The 20830-nt window shown below is 40.0% G+C and carries 14 protein-coding genes; 3 read left to right on the top strand and 11 right to left on the bottom strand.

The genetic code is table 11. From position 1 onward, the window contains the following. Positions 1–17: 17 nt before the first annotated feature. From ACK1I8_RS21385 to ACK1I8_RS21375, 3 genes are all read right to left on the bottom strand, one after another. Positions 18–2984 carry a SusC/RagA family TonB-linked outer membrane protein gene (locus tag ACK1I8_RS21385; RefSeq protein ID WP_412467277.1) on the bottom strand — a complete coding sequence of 989 codons (2967 nt, stop codon included), beginning with the start codon at positions 2982–2984 and terminating at the stop codon, positions 18–20. A 437-nt stretch (positions 2985–3421) separates the two neighbouring features. Beyond that, positions 3422–4432 (bottom strand): LacI family DNA-binding transcriptional regulator, encoded by a 1011-nt coding sequence (locus tag ACK1I8_RS21380; protein ID WP_412467276.1) that lies wholly within the window; start codon positions 4430–4432, stop codon positions 3422–3424. Positions 4433–4628: 196 nt separating this feature from the next. After that, entirely contained in the window at positions 4629–6674 is a 2046-nt protein-coding gene (locus tag ACK1I8_RS21375; protein WP_412467275.1) for an ATP-binding protein, read from the bottom strand. A gap of 113 nt (positions 6675–6787) precedes the next feature. On the opposite strand from ACK1I8_RS21375, the gene ACK1I8_RS21370 reads away from it, so the two are divergent. Together ACK1I8_RS21370 and ACK1I8_RS21365 are read left to right on the top strand one after the other, a co-directional pair. Continuing rightward, positions 6788–7201, top strand: a complete 414-nt coding sequence (locus ACK1I8_RS21370; protein WP_412467274.1) for a LytR/AlgR family response regulator transcription factor — start codon at positions 6788–6790, stop codon at positions 7199–7201. Positions 7202–7388: 187 nt separating this feature from the next. Next, the gene (locus ACK1I8_RS21365; protein WP_412467273.1) at positions 7389–7748 is read left to right on the top strand and encodes a response regulator; all 360 of its coding nucleotides are present in this window, start codon (positions 7389–7391) and stop codon (positions 7746–7748) included. A 145-nt stretch (positions 7749–7893) separates the two neighbouring features. Here ACK1I8_RS21365 and ACK1I8_RS21360 read toward each other — a convergent pair whose 3' ends face one another. Then, a complete protein-coding gene (locus ACK1I8_RS21360) occupies positions 7894–8271 on the bottom strand; it encodes a DUF6717 family protein (RefSeq protein ID WP_412467272.1) in 378 nt (125 codons plus the stop codon). A gap of 65 nt (positions 8272–8336) precedes the next feature. Between ACK1I8_RS21360 and dinB the strand changes: the two genes are divergently transcribed. Next, the gene (gene dinB / locus ACK1I8_RS21355) at positions 8337–9437 is read left to right on the top strand and encodes a DNA polymerase IV (RefSeq protein WP_412467271.1); all 1101 of its coding nucleotides are present in this window, start codon (positions 8337–8339) and stop codon (positions 9435–9437) included. 634 nt (positions 9438–10071) lie between these two features. Here the strand turns inward: dinB and ACK1I8_RS21350 are convergent. From ACK1I8_RS21350 to ACK1I8_RS21320, 7 genes are all read right to left on the bottom strand, one after another. Continuing rightward, positions 10072–12546 carry a glutaminase domain-containing protein gene (locus ACK1I8_RS21350; protein WP_412467270.1) on the bottom strand — a complete coding sequence of 825 codons (2475 nt, stop codon included), beginning with the start codon at positions 12544–12546 and terminating at the stop codon, positions 10072–10074. Between the two features lie 301 nt (positions 12547–12847). Continuing rightward, positions 12848–13681, bottom strand: a complete 834-nt coding sequence (locus ACK1I8_RS21345) for a PKD domain-containing protein (RefSeq protein WP_412467269.1) — start codon at positions 13679–13681, stop codon at positions 12848–12850. Positions 13682–13694: 13 nt separating this feature from the next. Beyond that, entirely contained in the window at positions 13695–15131 is a 1437-nt protein-coding gene (locus ACK1I8_RS21340) for a PA14 domain-containing protein (protein WP_412467268.1), read from the bottom strand. Between the two features lie 31 nt (positions 15132–15162). After that, on the bottom strand, positions 15163–16860 hold the full coding sequence (locus tag ACK1I8_RS21335) for a DUF4983 domain-containing protein (protein ID WP_412467267.1): 1698 nt from the start codon (positions 16858–16860) through the stop codon (positions 15163–15165). A gap of 35 nt (positions 16861–16895) precedes the next feature. Then, a complete protein-coding gene (locus tag ACK1I8_RS21330) occupies positions 16896–18515 on the bottom strand; it encodes a DUF5008 domain-containing protein (RefSeq protein WP_412467266.1) in 1620 nt (539 codons plus the stop codon). Positions 18516–18546: 31 nt separating this feature from the next. Beyond that, on the bottom strand, positions 18547–19287 hold the full coding sequence (locus ACK1I8_RS21325; RefSeq protein ID WP_412467265.1) for a hypothetical protein: 741 nt from the start codon (positions 19285–19287) through the stop codon (positions 18547–18549). A gap of 16 nt (positions 19288–19303) precedes the next feature. Beyond that, a complete protein-coding gene (locus tag ACK1I8_RS21320; protein WP_412467264.1) occupies positions 19304–20824 on the bottom strand; it encodes a RagB/SusD family nutrient uptake outer membrane protein in 1521 nt (506 codons plus the stop codon). Between the last annotated feature and the right edge of the window lie 6 nt (positions 20825–20830).

The following is a 20830-nucleotide window of genomic DNA, read 5'->3' as shown; positions in this document are numbered from 1 at the left end:
TATTTCTTTATTCAGTATTAGAAACCAACATTTAAGCCCAAAGTATAGGTACGTGGACGAGGGTAAAGGTTATAATCGATACCCGAAACCAGTTCTGGATCTATACCCTTGTATTTGGAAACCACAAACACGTTCTGGCAGTTTGCGGAGATGCGCATGTTTGCATTCCCGGTTTTCGACAGTTTACCAACATTATAGGATAAACCCAGGTTATCCATTTTCAGGAAAGAAGCATTTTTGATAAAATAGTCGCTCAGGTACTGTACGCCAGAACTTCCTGAGAAGTTGGTTACATATAAATCTGAGGTAGAGTTATTCAGAATTCCCTGAGTACTCAACACGTTATTTCTGATACCAAAGTTTGACGAAATATTGTCGTAAACATAGTTACCGATATTGGCCCTTAACACGGTGCTTGCTGTCCATTTTTTATAGGTAAACGAGGTGTTGAAACCAAGGATTACTTTAGGATCAGGTGATTTATAAAAATACTGGTCTGCGGCAGAAATGCTGCCATCGCCGTTCAGATCCTGATAAACACCTTCTAACGGCTTACCATCGGCATTGTATACCTGTTTGTACACATAGAATGAACCTGGTAACTGGTTAACCGCATTGTATTTAAGGTGGATACCAGTACCTCCGGTAATATCACCCGCATCAATTTTGAAACCTGAATTAGGATTTAAGGTCAGGTTGGTCACCTCTCTTTTGTTGTATGCAGCATTGATTCCCAGTTCCCAATTGGTATTGGCTGTTTTAATGGCCACATAATTTAAGCTTACTTCAGCACCCCTTACATCCATATTACCCACATTGGTGGTTAATACATTGGTAAAGTTGGTTCCTACCGGAATGGTTACAGTACTTAACAGATCTTTAGTTTTTTTATAATAAACATCAATGCTTCCGTATAACCTTCCTTTTATAAAACCATAATCCAAACCGGCATTGTAAGTAGTTGTGGTTTCCCATTTCAGGTCGGGATCGTAACCCGCCGGACTGTAATAGTTGTAAAAATTATTACCAACCTGGTATTGTCCATTGTTTGTGCTGGCGTAGTATTTAGAAAGGTAATCGTAGTTGCCGATACCATCTTTGTTACCCGTTTCACCATAACTTAAGCGTAATTTCAGGTCAGATAAGGTTTCGCTGTTTTTCAAGAAATTCTCTCCGATAATCCTCCAGGTAAAACCTACCGATGGGAAATAACCCCAACGGTTATTCTGGGCAAATTTAGAGGAAGCATCGGCCCTCATGGTACCTGATAAAATATATTTCTCGTTCAACGTATAATTGAAACGTCCGTAGTAAGAAAGCAATTTGTTCTGCTCAACTGAAAAAGGGAAAACAGGTGTGGTTAACAATTCGCCTGTACCTTTATAGGTGGAGAAGTTGTAATTGGTAACCGCATCGTCATAATAACCATAACCGGCAGTTATGTCAAACCTGCTTTTAATGCTTTCAATGGTTTTAGCATAACTTAAGTATGCTTCTGAAAACTTATTCATCTCGGTATTTAACCTGTTTGAATACGATCCGCTTGTTGATGCACTCTGGGCGGCGTAGATAGGCACAATGGTGCGTCCGTAACCTTTTGAGTAATCATAACCCACATTTACCACAGCATGCAATTCAGGTAAAAAGTGGAAAGAATAATCCAATTTGAGGTTACCAAAACTTCTTGCAGCATTTCCCCGGTTATCTTGTTGTCTGATCAGGGCTACCGGATTACGTGGTGCATTAGGGTTAGGCACGCCAGTAGCGCTTAACCATTCGAAATAGCCACCATAGTTATTGTTTGCGTAAACGGGTTGCGTAGGATCAAACTGAATTGCAGCCCCTATGGCACCATCATTTGGATATTGCGATTGGCTCAGGGAACCTTTCAGGTTCAGTTCGGCTTTCAGGTGATCGGTAAAAAATTTAGGCGCTACAGATATGGCACCTGTGGCCCTTTTCAGTTTACTGGTGATCACCACGCCGTCCTGATCAAGATAACCTGCTGATACACGGTAAGGCACTCCTTTCAAAGCCCCTGCAATACTTAAATTATTATCGGTGGAGAATGCGTTCTGATAAATTTCATTCTGCCAATCGGTATTGGCTGTACCCAATAATGCTTTTTGCGCAGTGTTACCATTTGCATTTACAAAAGCCCGAACCTGATCGCCAGTTAGCACATTTACTTTTTTGGCAACGCTCGCAATGGAATTATTGGTACTGAAATTAATTACAGGTTCTCCTGATATCCCTTTTTTAGTGGTGATCAGGATTACCCCATTAGATGCCCTTGAACCGTAAATAGCTGTAGCGTTAGCATCTTTCAAAACCGTAAAGGTTTCAATATCATTAGGGTTGATCAATGACAGCGGACTTGGTGCGTTACCAATGCTGTTACCGCTAAAAGGAACACCATCTACCACGATCAAAGGATCATTACTGGCATTGAGCGAGGCACCACCACGAATACGGATGGTACTACCGCCACCTGGTGCACCACCACCCGAAACGATGTTTACACCAGCTACCTTACCCTGAATCAATTGCTCAGGCGTAGTGATGGTACCTTTTTGAAAATCCTTCGAATTTACGGTTGTGATTGAACCCGTCAGGTTTTTCTTTTCAGCGGTACCATAACCGATTACCACCACTTCATTCAGTTTTTGGGCATCGGGTACCAATTGAAAACTAACGGTCACATTTGCCGAAACGTTTACCGTTTTATCGAGTGTTTGATAACCGATAAAACTTGCAGATAACGTTATCTGCCCATTAGATAAACCGGCAAGTTTAAAATTACCATCAACATCGGTTGATGTACTTCTGGTTGTACCTTTAACAATTACAGAGGCACCGGGCAATGGCAGGCCACTTTCATCAAGCACCTTTCCAGATACCGATCCGGTTTGTGCTTTTACCATCAATGCTGAAAAAACCAACAGCACCAAAAGCCCCTGTTTTAACAGGTAAAATACTCTCATATTTGAAGCTCGTTTAAGTATAAAAATTTGGTTAAATATTATAGTGATTTACACATAGGCCTAATTTACAGCTGTTCATGAGATTTCAAAATTTATTTAAAAAATATATTTCGGGATAGCATTTGCGAAAAAAAACCGACCTGAAAATCAGCTTTTTTGTACGGTTAAAAAATCACATTAAACAATTGTTATTTTATTAAAAAACTGATTAACAGCAACTTAAAAATGTCAAATTTAAATTTAAAGTGTAATTATTACACTAAGCCATTTTTAAGCCTTTTTTCGGGAACGTTCCCGAAAAAAATAGATCAAAATTCCGTCATCTTTCGGGAACGTTCCCGAAAACCGATCAAAATTCTGCGTATTTTACACTAAGTGAAGATTTTTTTTGAAAATTTCAAGCCAGAAATGAGCTCATTTTTTGGGGCGCTTTTTATCTATTTATTGGTCGAATTCCGCTTGATGATTTTGGAGGTCAGAACCACCTCATTCGGTCGGTTTTTACCGGCCTGATCATCCAGCACGGTAAACAGTAATTTAGCTGCTTCTTCGCCTATTTCAATAGCAGGCTGGGTAATGGTGGTCAATGAAGGATTTAACAAAGGCGCAATTTCCAGACTGGAGAAACTAATTACCTTTAAATCACCGGGAATATTAATATCAAGATCGTAACAGGCATAATAAGTAGCGAAAGCCAAACGCTCTACCGAGGTAAAAATACCATCGGGTTTTAATTGCGTTAAAGCCTCTTTAATGATCATGCTATTTTCTTCGTAACTGTTACTGCAGTCTACAATCAGGTTTTCTTCGAAAGGAATCTGGTGTTTAGCCAGTGCATCAATATAACCCTGCATACGTGTTTTACCTATTGACAAACTTTTATTCACCACCAGATAAGCAATACTCCTACAACCTTGCTCTATTAAATGTTCTGTGGCCAGAAAACTGCTGTCATAATCATTGGTAATTACCCTTGGCGTGTCAATGTCTTCGTAAATCCGGTCGAAAAACACCAATGGCAATCTTTTACTGCCAAATTTGTGGAGATAATTGTGATCATTAGCCTCCCCGGAAACCGACATGATAATGCCATCGGCCCTGCCGTTATGCAAGTGCCGGATGAAGCTTACTTCTTTCTGATAATCATCATCCGTTACATAAATAAGGATATGGTAACCATTTTCCCTCGCTATGCGTTCAATACCATGTATAGCCTGTGAGAAATAATTATTGGCCAGTTCGGGTACAATAACGGCAATGGTTTTACTTTTCTGCTCCCTTAAATTACTGGCGTAATGATTGGGCTGGTAGTTTAATTCCTTTGCCTTGGCTAATATGCGATCCTTAGTAGCAACATTAATGTCACTATTATCCCTAAAAGCCCTCGAAATTGTAGAAGTAGATAAATTTAATGCTTCTGCTAACTTCTTAATATTAATGCTGTCCATTTTTGGCCGTTAAACACTAGTCGTTTGAATAAACGCTGTAAATATAATGTCTCGTAATGAAATAACTATTTTTTTCGAACATTATACTCCAATTACTTTAAACTGCATGCTAGCAATCGTAATGTTACGGTACAATTGAACATGTTATAATCCTGTTAAAAAATAGGTTTTTCTTGCTGATCGGGTTCAAACGCGATTAAATTGCGGCACGATGGTTATTTTCAACTGTCAAGGCTCCCGGATTTGCCGGTATGATGAGCCGGATGCAGATTACATCCCCTTCTTTGCTTGCTGTTAACTGATAATGATCCAGATCGGCCAGAATTTTGCACAATAATAAACCGATACCATGCCCTTTAGTTTCCTCTGAAATGCTTTGCCTATTTGTATAGAAATCATTTACCGAACTGATGTTGGCTGTTTTATTATGGTTTTCAACTTCAAATATAGCTGCAGCATTTGTTCTGATCAGCCTGATGTGAACAGACTGATCTGCGTCTGAATACTTTACGGCATTGCTCAACAGGTTTCGCAGAATAAACTCGATGTGATGTTCGTTTCCTAAAATTTCAACATCTGTCGGTATATCGGTCGTCAAAGTAATGTTTCGGGCGGTGGCGATACCCCGGGTAGAATTAATGGTACTGCTTAACGTTAGTGATGGATAAAATGGCGCTATAACATTATCGTAAGGCATATCTAAAGCCCCCCAAAGTAACAGTTTATCTAATATTTCATTTGCAGATTGCTGTACGTTAGATAGCTGCTCAATAAGTTCTTCCTGTCTTGGCGTACCCATATTGCGCTTAAGAAGAAAGGCCAGTGCATGCAGCGCAGACAATGCACCTTTAAGATCATGCCCCATTATAGACAGAATTCTATCTTTATGTGTATTAAGCGCGCCAAGTTGGCTTGTTCGTAAGTTTAAAGCTTTATTTAGTTTTCTGTTTCGCAGAATAAAGAGAAAAGTGATCAATAATATCACCCCTGTAGCGGCAAACAAGAGCCGGTAAAAATTACTGCGCTGATTAGCCTTGTAACGCTCAAACCCAACCTGCTTAAGTTTTTGGGTCGAATCTTGTAGTTTATGATTGGAGATGAGGTTGTCAATCGCCACCCTGTTTTCCTGCGTAACAATACTGTCGCGGATGGCCCTCGATTCCTCGTAAGCTTCTAATGCGAATTTATAGTTACCAAACTTCTTCGCCGAATTGGCACGATGTTCTAACACCTTCCACAAAAGATCTTTGTCTTGCGATTTTTTGGCAAGCTCAATTGCCTCGCTAAAATATTGATTAGCCTGTGTAAAATGATCAGCAAAGCTTCCGAGGTGATCAAGCGCGTTAGATTGTTCCCGATATAGATTGGCCTCCCTCGCCAAATTTAATGAACGTTGGGCCATTTTCCTCGCCTTTGCAACATTTCCTTTGGCATAATAGATTTTGGAAGCATTGGTCATCAAAATCAGATAGGCGTTATAATTGGGAGTGGCAAAAGGCTTGGACAGACCAAGTTCGTAATAATGTAAAGCGGTATCTACTTTACCCGAAAGCTCATAATAGTTTCCAATGTTGACACATAAATCAATATAATTGGTATGTAATTTATCCCAGTCTTCTTTCGAAAAAGAAGACTCAGCTTTGGTGAGCAGCGTACGGATCAGATTAAAGGATTTAAAATAATACCGAAAACTTTCAGCAGTATTGCCTGTGGCTACACCAATGGAGGCAAGTATCGAATAACATATGGGCAAATCAACGTATACTTTGTTTCGTTCATAAAAGCTAATAGCCCTTAAAATATTAGCTGTAGCCTGTTCATAATCTGCATTTTTATAATAAAGCACACCTCTTATCCTATTTACATTGGCTAAAACAAACAGCTGTCCGCTTTTATTTGCCAGTTTCTCGGCTTCATCAAGTGATGTTAAACTTTCTTTTTTTAACCCCTTATTCATAAGCGCGATACCTTTTCTTAGTAGCAGCTTGGATAAGCCCTTATCAAAGGCTATCGATTTTGCATGTGCAATTCCCAAATCTGCATACTTTAGCACTGAATCCGGCTGGTACCTATATTTCGAAATACTGTCTAGTAAACTGTTTATCCTGCTTGTGTCGGCTGGTGCATCTGTCCGAAGTTTTGCGCTTACCTTGTTGTTTGGGTTAATGAGAAACAACATCAATATGAACAGGTATAAAAACCTTCTGTAGCTGTTATAGTAAAAATTTATTTTAGTGTACATCGAGCAAGATTTACAGGTATAGCGACGGACTAATCTAATAAAAAATATAGTTTTGCCAAAGGCGATTGTTGCCATGTCAACAAATCTCTAACTTTATCAAAATTATAGGATGTATGAAAACAGAAACAGACATGATCAAAAATAAAAAGCACAGTTGCGTGATTGTTGATGACGACCCATTGCTCATCGAACTTCTCGAAGCCTATATTAATGATACACCTGAACTTACCTTAGCTGGTAGCTTTAACAATGCCTCACAGGCCATACAAATGTTAAGCAAAGAGCAAAATATTGATTTTTTGTTTTTGGATATCAAAATGAATGGGATTTCGGGTATTGAAGCAGCGGTAAAGTTGAGAGACATTGTGAAGTACCTGATATTTATTACAGCCTATAGCCAGTATGCGATGGATGCCCATCAGGTAAATGCAGATCAATTTCTGCTCAAGCCGGTTGACTATAGCAAATTTATTTCTTGTCTTAATGATCTTTTGGCAAAGAATAACCGCCAACAGGGATTAACCTAATCTTAACCTGGATTTTTCTTCAATAAATCCGGCAGCAAAAACAGTTATCAGCTTACTATTATATTTTCTAAATAAATTTATTTTTTTTAAAACAAAAAGCCTGTTTGCCACATTAATAACCTATACGCAATCAATCATCTCCTCATTTACCAATTGAAAAACAAACGATATGAAATAAAATTACAAAATGGGAAATAAGAAAATACTCATTGCAGATGACGACGAAGGAATTGTTGATGCGATCACAATGATTTTGGAAGTAATGGGCTATGATGTTGAATTTACATATGATGGTGGGGCAGTTATTGAGGCTGCAAAAAACAGACCCGATCTGATTATGCTTGATATATGGATGAGTGGATATGATGGCAGGGATATCTGCAAACAACTTAAAAACAGCCCTCAATTTAAGGATATTCCTATTTTAATGATTTCAGCCAGCAGAGATATCAGGCAATCTGCGTTGGATGCTGGCGCAAATGATTTTATGGAGAAACCATTTGAGATGGATTCTTTGCTAAATAGAGTAGAATTTTTATTGAATTAGATTAAAAGCTTTGAGTTGTAAGACTCGCAAGAATGATCGTCATCCTTAACCTAAACACAGCAGCTAATTTATCTTGAGACAGATTTAGCCAGCTGATTAATGCGTGTTTCTAAACTATGCTACACGCAACCGTTATCTGGGTTTGCTAGACATGACAATCGCGGGAAGGGTGACCAACTTCCTTAAAATAAATCCTTTCAGGTAATTGTTTAAAAACAAACGCTGTTACACCACAAAGCCAAATTTTATGGTTCTTAAATTCTCCCCGAAACTGTTCTAACAGATAGTCGCCACCACCGCCCAAATTTTCTTCACGTGCATAAACAAGGTCTAAAACTTCGGCATTTTGTATCTGCTCATCAGCCATTAATAATTTACATTCATTTTCTGAAGCAGCTACCCAGTTCAATAACTCGTCGGCACCTTCAACCATTTGCAAATCCTCAATAGCCCCACCCCATTCGGGTATATCGGCATACCATTCGTGTTTTGCATTTTTATAAAAACGGATTGTTCTCTCCATATTTTGTAAAGAAAAAAAATCCAGACCAATAATCCTGATAAAAAACACGAAATTTAGATCATTACATGTCTGATTTAAATCTGCCGGTTTTAAGAAAAATAATTCATATCGATATGGATGCTTTTTATGCATCTGTAGAGCAACGCGATTTTCCTGAATACCGTGGAAAGCCTTTGGTGGTTGGCGGCAAGCCAGATAGTCGCGGTGTGGTTTCTACGGCCAGTTACGAAGCCAGGCAATATGGAATCCGCTCAGCAATGCCATCAAGTAAAGCCTACCAGCTCTGCCCAACGGCTATTTTCGTATATCCACGTTTTGATGCCTATACTGCGGTTTCAAAATCGCTCAGGGAAATTTTTAGTCGCTACACCGACCTCATAGAACCACTTTCGCTGGATGAAGCTTACCTTGATGTAACGGAAGACAAGCTCGGCATCGGATCGGCTATCGATATTGCGCAATCGATTAAAAATGCCATAAAAAATGAATTGAATTTAACGGCATCAGCAGGCGTATCGATCAATAAATTTGTAGCAAAAGTAGCTTCAGATATGAATAAACCCGATGGTTTAACTTTTATTGGTCCTTCCAAAATTGAAGCCTTTATGGAAAAACTTCCTGTAGAAAAATTCTTTGGAGTAGGCAAAGTTACGAGTGCCAAAATGAAGGCTATGCAAATTAATACAGGTGCAGATTTAAAAAAACTGACAGAAGCCCAGCTTGTTGCACAATTCGGAAAATCAGGAAGGTTCTATTATAAAATCGTCCGAGGAATAGACGATCGGCCTGTTCGTGCAAACCGTGAAGCGAAATCAATAGGTGCAGAAGATACCTTTTCAGAAGATACCAATGAAGATGCAGTAATGCACGATCTGCTGAAACAGATCAGTGAAACGGTGGCTAAACGTTTGGAAAAACATCAGTTAAGCGGTAAAACAGTTACGTTGAAAATCAAATTTGCCGATTTTAAGCTCATTACCCGAAGCCGCTCTTTCGCTACGCCGATTAACAAAGCAGCGGTCATCTATGCTGAAGCGATGAAACTTTTAGAAGAGGCGGCCATCGGCACCACCCAGGTGAGGTTGCTGGGCATTACCTTATCACGGTTTTATGATGATGTGGAGATCGAAAAACCAGAAAGCAATCAACTCGAGTTTGAATTTTGATCATAAATTATGAACCGAAAGAAAACTTTTTCGGCCGGGAAAAATGTGAGATCAAATTGTTGAAGAATCCATTAGCTGGTATTTTGCCAAGTTTAAATGCCAATTTTATCTGGAGCGCGAAAAACCCTGATCACTAAATGACGAATAGATTAAGCCGTTTATTTTGACCGCAAGGCCTGAATTAAACATCAGGTTTCTTCCTGTTTTCCGCTTTTACGCTTCGCTGCCTCGTGCCCCCTTGCTGCAGGGTAACGCTTCAACCCCCGCCTGCAACGGGCAGGAGGGCTAATTGGCAAAAACAGTGTTTCATTTGTAAGGTTGCAAGGAGCAGAAACCATTGTTAATAAACCCGACAATAGCGGCAGCCTCCGATTTAATCACTTATTTTTATTGTTTTATGGTGTGATTGCTTGTTTCACAGGTTTCATCGGAGCTATAGGGCCTGGCGGGACTGCAGACGCCGAGAAACAAAGGCCATTCATTTCCCGATTCTGATAAATGCTTACTGGTTCTTTTCGCTTGTATACATCAAGCTATTTATTCGTCTTCGAGAACACAGATCAATGGGATGGAAAAAAAAGGCTCTACAACTTAATGCAGAGCCTTTGATCATCAATTTGATTGGGGGGAATTATTATTTACGATTTAATTTATCAGCGAGCATTTTCATATAAAAACCGCCCACTACACTACGGGCTTTAAAATTATCCCGGATTCCGGTATTCGAGTCATAAAAATCGTTCAAAGGCACTCTTGATTCAGTTTCGATGGCATGCCTGTAAACCGGATGAACCAGTGCCTCGAATTCTTTTTGTGTTGGTGCAAAGGTAGCCGTCCACAATATCCAGTCGTTTTTAGTGTAGGCCTTTCTGCTATCCAATGGGATACCGTATTTATTTTGTTTAGTCAGGTAATATTTGGTTTCGGTATCGTAGATTTTCTGTGGAAACAGGTTTAAGTTTAATACCTTATCCCAAACCAGGTTATATTTCTGGCTCCAGGTATTTTTATTATTAAAGGTCAGGGCATAATGATCACCGGCATCAGCCATTTCCATCCATTTTGGCACCATACTTTCGGCAATAGCCCTATATTTTTTAGCGATATCATCATATCCCAATGTTTGGGCCATCTGGGCGTAACAGGCTATCCCAACAATGGCTTTTACCGATAAGTTGGCATTACGGGCCAGGTGACCGGCAAAATCATCGGTACATAATTGTGTTTTTGGGTCTAAGCCCTCTTTAGTCAGGTAATCAACCCAGGTGGTCAAGGTTTTCCAGTGCGCTTTTGCATAATCGGCATTTCCCTGTGCTTTGGCAATCGCAGCGGTTAAAATAACCATGTTACCAGATTCTTCAACGGGCATCGGCTCGCCATAAGTTTGTCCGTTGGCCAATGGGTAAGTACCCAAATCGTGTGCGGCCCATGGATGGGGATATTTGCCGCTTTCGCTGAAATAGAAAATCCCATTCAACATGCCCTTTAATAACTCGGGATTATAAATCAGGTATAATGGTGCCGACGGATAAGTTACATCTACCGTGTTGATAAAACCACCACTGTTATTTTCTTTTGATAACCATAAAATTTCGTTTTGCGGACTCTTCACTAAAGTATGTGCGGCTATGCTCTGGCGATAACCTAAAACACATAAATCGGCGTATTCTTTACCGCCCGATTTTAAGGCATCGGCATATAATGTTTTATTAAAAGCTTCACACTTCGCTATTACTTTTTTATATTCATCAGCCGCAGCCGTTAATTGTGCCTCAATGGTTTCTTTCCCTGAGGTATTCCACCATGGTCTTAAATTTTTATTGAAATACTGAATACTGTAAATTTCATCATAGCCCAGTTCAACATATTTTTCTACGGCAGTTTTACCAACCGTACCGAAAGGGATAACCGTATTTAAGGCAAGCATTTTACCCTGTTTAGCGGTTGAAGCGGAGTTACCTTTTCTAAAGGCATCAGCTGCGTCTTTTTCAGTGGTTACAAATTGGATGGCATTACTGGTTTTTGGTGCAGCTACATAAAAGTAACCCCAATCAATCCGCATATCATCACTTGCTTTCTGCAGGATTGGCTGCTCTACAGTACCTGTTTTTAACACCGATAATTTGGCCGTATTGTATTTAGTGGCTATTACCTCTTGAGTAGGGCGATAGACGGCAATGTTTGATGCTGCGCTGAGATATACCTTTACCTGGTGTGCTTTTCCATCATTTGCCTTCACCTGGTACGAAACGTAAGAAACCGGACGTGCAAACAAACCCAGATCATTCATCAATAAGGGTGAAGTGAAAGTTAATTTTAGATCTATTTTACCACAGGTAAAGTTATAGATCGTCTGCGTAGCATTAATATCTACGCTTTTTTGCTTGGCGATCTGTACTTTTTCGGAATTGTCCTTTAATTTATCTACCAAACCAAAATCGAGGAACCGACCGCCGGCAGTATTCTTCAGGTGGATGGCCATCACATTTGATCCGGCTTTCAAAGCACTTTTATCGCTATTGCTTAAAGCAATATATTTGAAATCATTGGTCCAGCCTTCCTTTGTGTAGATTCTCTTTCCGTTCAGGTAAACCTCAATATTATCGTCGTGATTGATCTTTAGATACAACTCGTTTATCGATGTGGGGTTATTGACATTAAAGGTTCTCCTCACCCAGATATCGTTCGATTTCCATAATGTTTTTACATTTTTGGCATCATCCCCTATTGGGGCATTACCCGTTTGCCAGTTTCCAGCCGCATAGTTTGCAGCTTTCCAATCGCCCTGAGGTTCGGTTTCTGTATATTTTACATCATAAGCCTTCTCGTCTGATGCAGGCACAACCGTTTTATAGCTGGTGCTTTCTTTTCCTAAAAAGCGATAGATGCTGCCGTCAACATTTATCATCCCTAAAAGAGAATGATCAGCACCTGTCCAGTGTTGGGTAGCAGATTCGTTTAATTTGTCGGTATTAGACCAGATGCTAAAATAGGTATTGTGCGTAATTAAGGGATAAGCCGGAGCTTTTCGCTCCTGTGCCTTGAGCAAACTGCCTGCAAACAAACAGCTGAGTATGACTAAGGCCTTTAAAATTTTAATTCTGTTCATAATTTGTGTATTGAATCTGATATTTTGGTTAGATTTAAAACTAGTTAAACGTTTTACTAAAGTATAAAATATAATTTGATTTTCGCAAAAGAAGATAAACTTTAATTGTCTTTCTGACATTTAAAAAGAAGTCACATTTAATTGCCTGAACGCCAGGAAAACTTAACTTCTTTATATTTAATCATGGATATTGAAACTAATTCGGTATGATGAACCTGGCAAAACCCAACTTCACTAAACTAAAAATACATGAAGTGGTTAAGCTTCATGTATTTTTCAATTGGTTTGGAGCGCCCTCTTATTAAGGTTGTTTTTTATTGATGGTCCATTCGGATAACTGAAATACACGGCTTCCCCTATTGGCTTTGATGTAGAGACGGTAGAATTTATAGGCTACGAAATTATCAAAATAATACCTTTTGGTTACGCGTCTCTCGCCCGAATTGGCCCATGGGCAAGAGGTTACCGTATGTAGGTCGGTATACTGAATACCATCTATCGATCCCTGTAAAATCCAGTATCGTGGGTCTCTGTCTTCGGCGTCGTTTCCTGAAGTTAGGGTGTAAGCGCCAACTACCTGTGGTGTTGCCAGTTCGAAAGTACACCTTTGCGTACCATCAAAACCTGCCTGCAAAAATTTGGTAGTTATGTCTCCATCCACCAGTTTTTTTGATCCCTCGGCTGAATTGGGGCCTGCACCGGCTTCTAAGTTTACGGAGAATATACCGCCAACGGTCTGCATATAATTTTCCCCGATTTTTGTGGGGTCGAAATTTGGATCGACAATATTTAAAATCACTTCTTTTGCCGCAGAATAACCCTGGCCGTTTCTGGTGGTTAAGGTTACCTTATATTTCCCGGGGAACCTGTACGTATGTTTTGGATTAACCAAAACCGAGGTACTGTCATCTCCAAACTGCCACAATAAAGTTTTGTAATTTGTAGAAGTACCTGTAAACTGATACTCTAAAAATTTTACCGTATCAGGTCTCGCATAGGTAAAACCTGCCGTTGGTTTAGGCTCTTCCACTACGGGTACAACCTCTTCTGTATCTTTCTTACACTTTACTGTGGTGATAACAATAAGTATTAAAAGAGATAGGATACTGCATGATCTTTTTACATTATTTTTCATATCTAATTAATAGTTAAGGGGTTGGAAACAACTGGGTTTTAGATATTACCCTTTTGGATAAAATATTCGGAACTTCGATTTCCAGATAGGCCTGCTGCCCGCCCACATTTTCACGGTGATGTGCTTCAATGGTGTAACGTTTTCCACGTTCCAAAAATATGGTGCCTTTTCGGGTGTCTTTATCCCATTGAGTGGTGTAATCATTTACCAAAGCAACACCATTTACATATAACCGCGAACCATCATCCCAGCGGGTTTGATAAAAAGTATAGGTACCACGTACGGGCGCCAGGAATTCACCTTTCCATTTAACAGCGAAGTTATCCCTGCTTAATTGAGTTCCTGAGGCATTTTTAACATTGTCAGGCCATCCATCTCCACTAAAGTTAATCGTCCCATCTATCCTGGTTACAAATGGCGCGCGCCCGTCATCCGGGTCTAACTGGGTATTGGTATAATATTTAGCCGTTAAACCTGTACCGTTTCCAGTAATGTAAGAGTTATTATCCAAATTTACGTTAGGGTCTACTACCACAATTAATTTGCTCTTAGTAGGGTGAATCACATGGTTGGTTGCCTCACTAATGCTGAAAGCGAATGCAAATTTCTTATTGGCCACAATGTTGGCATCGAAAACCGGCCATGGAATCTGAAGCCGCACAACGGCACTCGAAGCGCCTGTGGCAAACCTAACCAAAGTATCAACGCTATAATCTTTAGCGGCCAAATGTATGGCATCAGCCGGCAACGTTCCTTTACCCACCAAAGTAGCAATGGTATCAATATTCTCTTTAATTTTAATATTGAAAGCTGTTGATGGTTGGTTTTCTAAATTTACAATAAGTGGAATGGTTACCCCGGCAGGCCCCACAATGTAATCGCCTTGGTACACCACGTTATAGATACCTGCATTTTTGAATGTCAGGTAGTGTAAATCGGTAGATTTAAGCAGATCAGAAGTATTGATGATTACCATGATGGTAGATTTACCTGCAGCAATTTTATTTCCTTTGCCAGGAGCCGAAAGTTTGAGGGCAAAAACAACTTTTTTACCATAATTACGCTCTAATACAGACCGGCGCACAGTGGCAATACCTTCACTGTTATCGGTTCCATAAGCTACATTGATTACATTTGGATACTCTACCGCTGTAGATGGCATGACTACGGCATTTGTAATGGTTCCATTGTTAATTAACTGTACAACGGTATCGTTATTTAAAGTTAACCCCACCTGAAAAGCCTCTTCTGCAGCGCCGGTTAAAGAAATTTTAAAAGGCACCTTAACGTATTCGTTATCTATGGACACTTTTCCGGCTACAATACCATCTCCTGTTATACTTCTGGTATTGGGATCAGGCAATGTTAAATCCTCTATTTTTGATTTGCGACAAGAATAAATGCCAATTATGGCTAAACTCATCAATGCGGTATATATAATTTTTTTCATTTTATGCTATTTTAAAGGATCAGCAAATCTGTTATTGATCTAACCAAACGCGGCCGTCAAGCCCCCAGGCTTGCTTATTGGCAATTTTTAACCAGTTTATGATCTGTGCCGGGATATCTGAGGTTTGCGGAACAAATATGGCCAGTGTTTCTGGTGCCGGCGGGCAGATTAAATCGTTAAAACTCTCCCAGTTGTAGGTTCCCTGAAATTTAAAGTCATGTGCCTGAGAACTGATATCTGCCATGATATTACCGTTACCATCGGTAGCAGGCCAGTACCCTACCAGAAAATTAAAATAGGGATGGCTTTGATCTATTGAAGTTTGACAGGCATAATTGCCGATCATTCCATCTGGAACAGAAAACTTAAAAAATCGGATGTCGCTTACATATACATCGGGCGAGCCGTGACCATTTCCATTTAAAAATCCTAATTTCAAAGGATTAGAGTTTGCCAAAGAGCCTGAACCGGTAATGTCGAACTCATTATTAAATGTACCATTGGTATAGGTACGTACAAACCGTTGTCCGTTACGTACTTCTATCTTTGCTGTAAGGTTTGTCCATTTCCCCTTAGGAAAACTTCCACCCCTGCATTGGTGGTAATCTCCATCTTTAGTACCTCTCCATTCAAAATACCAATAATCTTCTTCCAGATAGATTACCCAGCCTACGCTTGGGTGACCACTAGACCATTCGTTACGCTTACCCAACACACTTGGCCAGAAAAATCTGTCTTCATTCTTTTTAACCTTTAGCTCAATGGTCACCTTTGTCGTGTCGTCAATATTGTAAACACTGGCATCAGCAGCATCAATCTGCGCCCGCACATTTTCGCCCTTAAAACGGATGGTTTTGCCCAAATACCTGTTGCCTGTAAATGGCTTGGTTAAAATTCGTTTATTGTAGGTTGGTGCATAATAAATTACAAATGAATTTGCTTTGGGCTGGCTAAAAATAGTCTGGTCATCAGCGTTTGCAGGTAAGGTATACTGTCCACCGGCACTTGATGCGATAACCACGAGCCATTGCTCGTTGTTATAATCCGGACGTTTTTTTAGTGCTGCAAGGATCTCACCTACAGCCGTATCAAATTTTTCTATCGCTGCTTTATAAGCCGGAAAAGAAACATCATATCCAGTGGCTGCACCTGCTGCATTAACCCCGGTAAAGTGGCCTACAATAACCGATGCAGTATCACTGCCCAGATTGCTGATCAAACCCGCTTTAACAGCATCATCATCTGCCACCAAATTACTTGCATCGGCCCCAGCGTTCAATGATTTAAAAACTGCCGAAGGAGTGTAGGTTACAATTTTTGATTTTGCACTTGCCTCTTTAATCCTGTTGAAGATAACCGGGTAATTCTGCAGATTGTTGTTCGTTAATGCATCACTGGTCACCTTGTGTTTTTCCTTTTTAACCCCGGTTAACATATTTGCCCAATTGCTTGCATTTGCAGTTGCCTCGGGATCACTTAAACCTACCCAAGAGTAAATTGCATGCGGTAAAATTGCATCTATATTTGGAGTATTGGCGTCTAAAACCGATTGCCCCCTTGCCCCATCAACCACTAAATAAAGTACCTTACGGTTTCCAAATTTAACGGTTGTGGTATCACTGGCATTCTTATCTCCGATTGTTCTTTCAAATTCTTTATTGCAAGAAAATATGGCTGTGATGGTTATTGTTGCGATTAAGCCAATCAATAATTTATATTTTTTCATCATACTCATCTTAATTTATATCTGGTTAGCTTAATCTGTTATTCGATGGTTACTCTAATAATGTTGTACAATGGCAAATTATCAAAACGGTTAAAGTCGCCGATTAAGAGCAGTGCCTTTTTACCATCGGCCGATTTCGTTTCGATCACATCAGCCAGGCTACCGTTAAAAGGACCTGTAGAATTGTATCCTTTAGCTAAAGTTCCTGTTGGCGTTAAAACCATAAAACCATTTCTGGTGATACCATTGTATTTTATAAAATACCCACTCACTACAATTAACCCATTATTAAGCTGTTTGGCAAAACCTGGCAGTCCACCCTCAAATGATCTGGAAACAAAGGTTTCATCTAAAGTACCGTTATCATTTAAAACCGCTACGCCGAGGGCTGGCTTGCCATTATATTGAGTAAAGTTTCCGGTAATTACATATTTTTTGGTAGTGGTGTTGTAGGTACAGGATGAGATCACATTATCCGTTCCGGCACCCGGCGTAAAAGTTGGATCAATGCTGCCATCAGGGTTTAACCTCACAATGCGATTGGCCGGCTGACCGTCGAATGTGGTGAAATTACCAAACACCACCAGTTTTTCTAACTTTTCTGCATCGGTATGCATGTAAGTGTCTACACGTCCGTTTGCACTTTCTTTTCCTTTATTGGTGGTGGTGTTAAAGCGGAATGTCTTGTCGAGACTACCATCTAAATTAAAACGCAAAATCTGGCGGATTTCTGTACTATCCAATATGACCGTATCCCTTGATAAATCGTAATTAAACTTATCATAGGTTCTTTTTACATAAAATCTGAAATCGCCGGTAGCCAAGATTTTTCCCTGATGTGCATATAGACGGTTGATAAAACCATTGGTACCACCATTAAACCTCGGAAACCATTTCTGCGTAACGGTATCGGTGAGTGTTGGCTTCCTTTTGGTTTGAACTTTTATGGTATCTATTGCTCCACTGGTAAATAAACTGGTAATGTTGCTGATGTTTTCGGTACGTTGGTTAAAGCCGGTAAAACCGCCTGCTATAATAAAACGCCCGCCGATTTCTAAAATCCTGGCTAAAACACCATTAGATCCTCTTCCGGTACGGAAGGTACGGTCGTACTCTCCGTCTAGCGAAGTTCTTGCTATCCTGTTAATGGGAACCACACCACCCTTATTATCAAAATTTGTAAAATTACCAACTACGATATTCCTTCCATCAAGCATTTCGTACACCTGACTAACATAACCGTTGGTTCCTGCTATGGCTTTGAAAGTAGGATCGATCTGAATAAGACCTCTTACAGTAAAAGTCGGACCAATGAATAACTGATCGCCAATGGCGATTGATGTTACGCCAGTACTTCCGCTTTCCGGAACTTTAACCGTAATTTCTGTGGCAGTTACACTCACTACCTCAGCCTTTTCGCCGTTGAACATAAAGGTTAACTGATCTTTGTATTTGTCAAAACCCGAAGCTTTGACGACTACAGATGTACCTACAATACCAACAGCAGGAACAGGCACATCGGTTTGCGAAATGGCCACGCCTAAAGGCGATTTAGCATCAGCATATGGATCAGGGATCACATCGTCTGCCTTTTTACATCCTTGAAAGCCAAAAGCCAACAAAGTGATTATTGCGAATATTAATTTAATTTTTTTCATCATTTAATTTCTTGAGTAATACAGAGATGGATTATTTCGAAGAATTGGAAGGCATTAAACCGCTGTAATACACATCATTAAAAAAATCATTCCGGTTAAATCCAAAATAAGCTCCACCGATCAGGTCATTAAAGGCCAAAGCATGTACTACACCGTTGGTGGGTTTGATATCAGATGATGATACCTTATTGATGAACCAGTTATCATTCGGTTTGGAGGCATCCGGAATATAGGTCAAAACCAATTGGCGGTAGCCAATATATTTGATGTTGTTGGCGGTACCATAGGTAACACCAATGTTGGAGATATTCCCACCAAGAGAATAATATAAACCGCCCGGATATACGCTTCTCACATCGAAATCTATTTGCTGATAGTCTTTTAGCCGGTTTACACCTTTAAACATGTAGCGTTGCAGATATTTCTTCCAAATTACCGGACTAATCTGATCCAGTGTTTTAACCGTATCTTTTCCGGAGTAAAAAAGCAGGTTATTCAGTCCGTCAGTTCTGATGGTCCCGATCGTCCTCTTGATCACATCGTCGTCAAGGGCAAAAAAAGTAAAGTCTTCGTTAGAAAAGGTGCTTTCCATACCTGCCAGTTTTACAATCTGGGCTATGGTATCAAAAGGTACTTTTTTAGCCTGTAAATATTGAAGCATATTTCCATTAAAGTTAGGATTGGCCAGCCCTCCATCACGATAATATTCATCGCGCTTACAAGCATTTAATACCAGCAGGAAAGCAGCACAAGCAAAAATTAGCTTTTTCATATCTCTTTTATTATAATTAATTACCACCATTAACCCAGTAATCATTCAATTTCATAAATGGGTTGTTGTTTAGCGCATTCTGATTGATTGGCCAGGTCCAGGCTCCACGACTAAATTTATCTGAGGTAAGTACGTTGTAAGAATACTGGCTGTTCAAAATTCTTTTGGTTCTCACCAAATCGAAGTAATGATGCCCCTCGCCGATCAGCTCTCTTGAACGTTCGTAAAAGATAAATTCTTTCAGATCTCCGTTTGAAGGAGTATACGGAGACGCACCAGCGCGCCCTCTTACCATATTTACCAGTTTTATAGCCTCAGCATCTTCACCAATATTCGCCAGCGCTTCCGCCGCCAGCAAGAGTTCGCCTCCGTACCTGAAAATCATAAAGGTATTATCCGGATTGGCATCTTCCTCACCCACTATAAAGGAGTTTTTGGCATATTTTAACATCATAAACTTGCCATTGTCGGCAAAAATATCTTCATTAAACCAGGTAGTGATCCTTTTATCGCCACCATCCTGAAAAAGTTTCTGCATGTACTCGCCCCGGTAATAAGCAAAACTTACGCGGTGGGTATACTCCGGTCTTTTATATGGATAATGCAAAAACATATCGGCAATAGGTGCAACATTGAGTACGGCGTCTCCATAGTTTATACTCTGATAAAATTCGAATAAACTTTCATCCGAACGGCCTTTGATCACCGTTGACCAATCTGAAAGTGGTAATAAGCGATAGGCGTTACTGGCAACCAGTTCTTTCCCCAAATCTGCAGTAGCCTGATAATATTTTCTGGCATTAGCGTTATCGAAACCTGCATTCCACATATTCATTTCCATCATCAAGGCAATGATACTGCCCCTGCTTGCGCGAACACCTTTTAAAGCAGGGTCGCTATAGGTAAAAGGAATCTGATTTTTATAGCTGTTTAAATCGGCAATACATTTATTTAATACCGATACAAAATTTTCGCGGGGTAATGATGTAGAATGAAATGCGTCAGTATAATACGCTACATCACCATATAACCGCACCATGGTAAAATAACAAAGCGAGCGGATAAAAGCGGCTTCGGCTTTAAACTGTCCTTTTTCTGCCTCAGTAATCCCTGGAACACCCTCTTCTAATTTCGCAATCAGTATATTGGCCCCCTGAATGGCCCTGTAATAGCCGGTCCAGTCTGTTATCCGGTCAAAATTGTAATAATCCCAGGGCTGCCCTCTCCTGATCAGGTTTAACAGATCGTTTCTACCCAGGTACTCTACATATTCGCGTGATGGGGCATTGTCAGACTGGCTTTCGTGCAATACTTCGCCAGATCTGTATTCTCCAACCGCACCAACATAATGCGTTTCGTTTATTTTACTGAAAACAATCCTTGATAAATCATAAATATTGGCAACCACATCATCTTTAGACTGGAAATAGTTGTTCCCCGTTAGTTTATCTAAAGGCTGTACATTTAAAAACTTTTTACATGAAGGCAGGCAAAAACATGCTGCAATAACCAAAGTGTAAATAATAACTTTTTTCATAATCAA

This window comes from Pedobacter sp. KLB.chiD, assembly GCF_047040275.1.
GTDB lineage: Bacteria > Bacteroidota > Bacteroidia > Sphingobacteriales > Sphingobacteriaceae > Pedobacter.
This window is presented reverse-complemented; position numbering and strand designations above follow the sequence as displayed.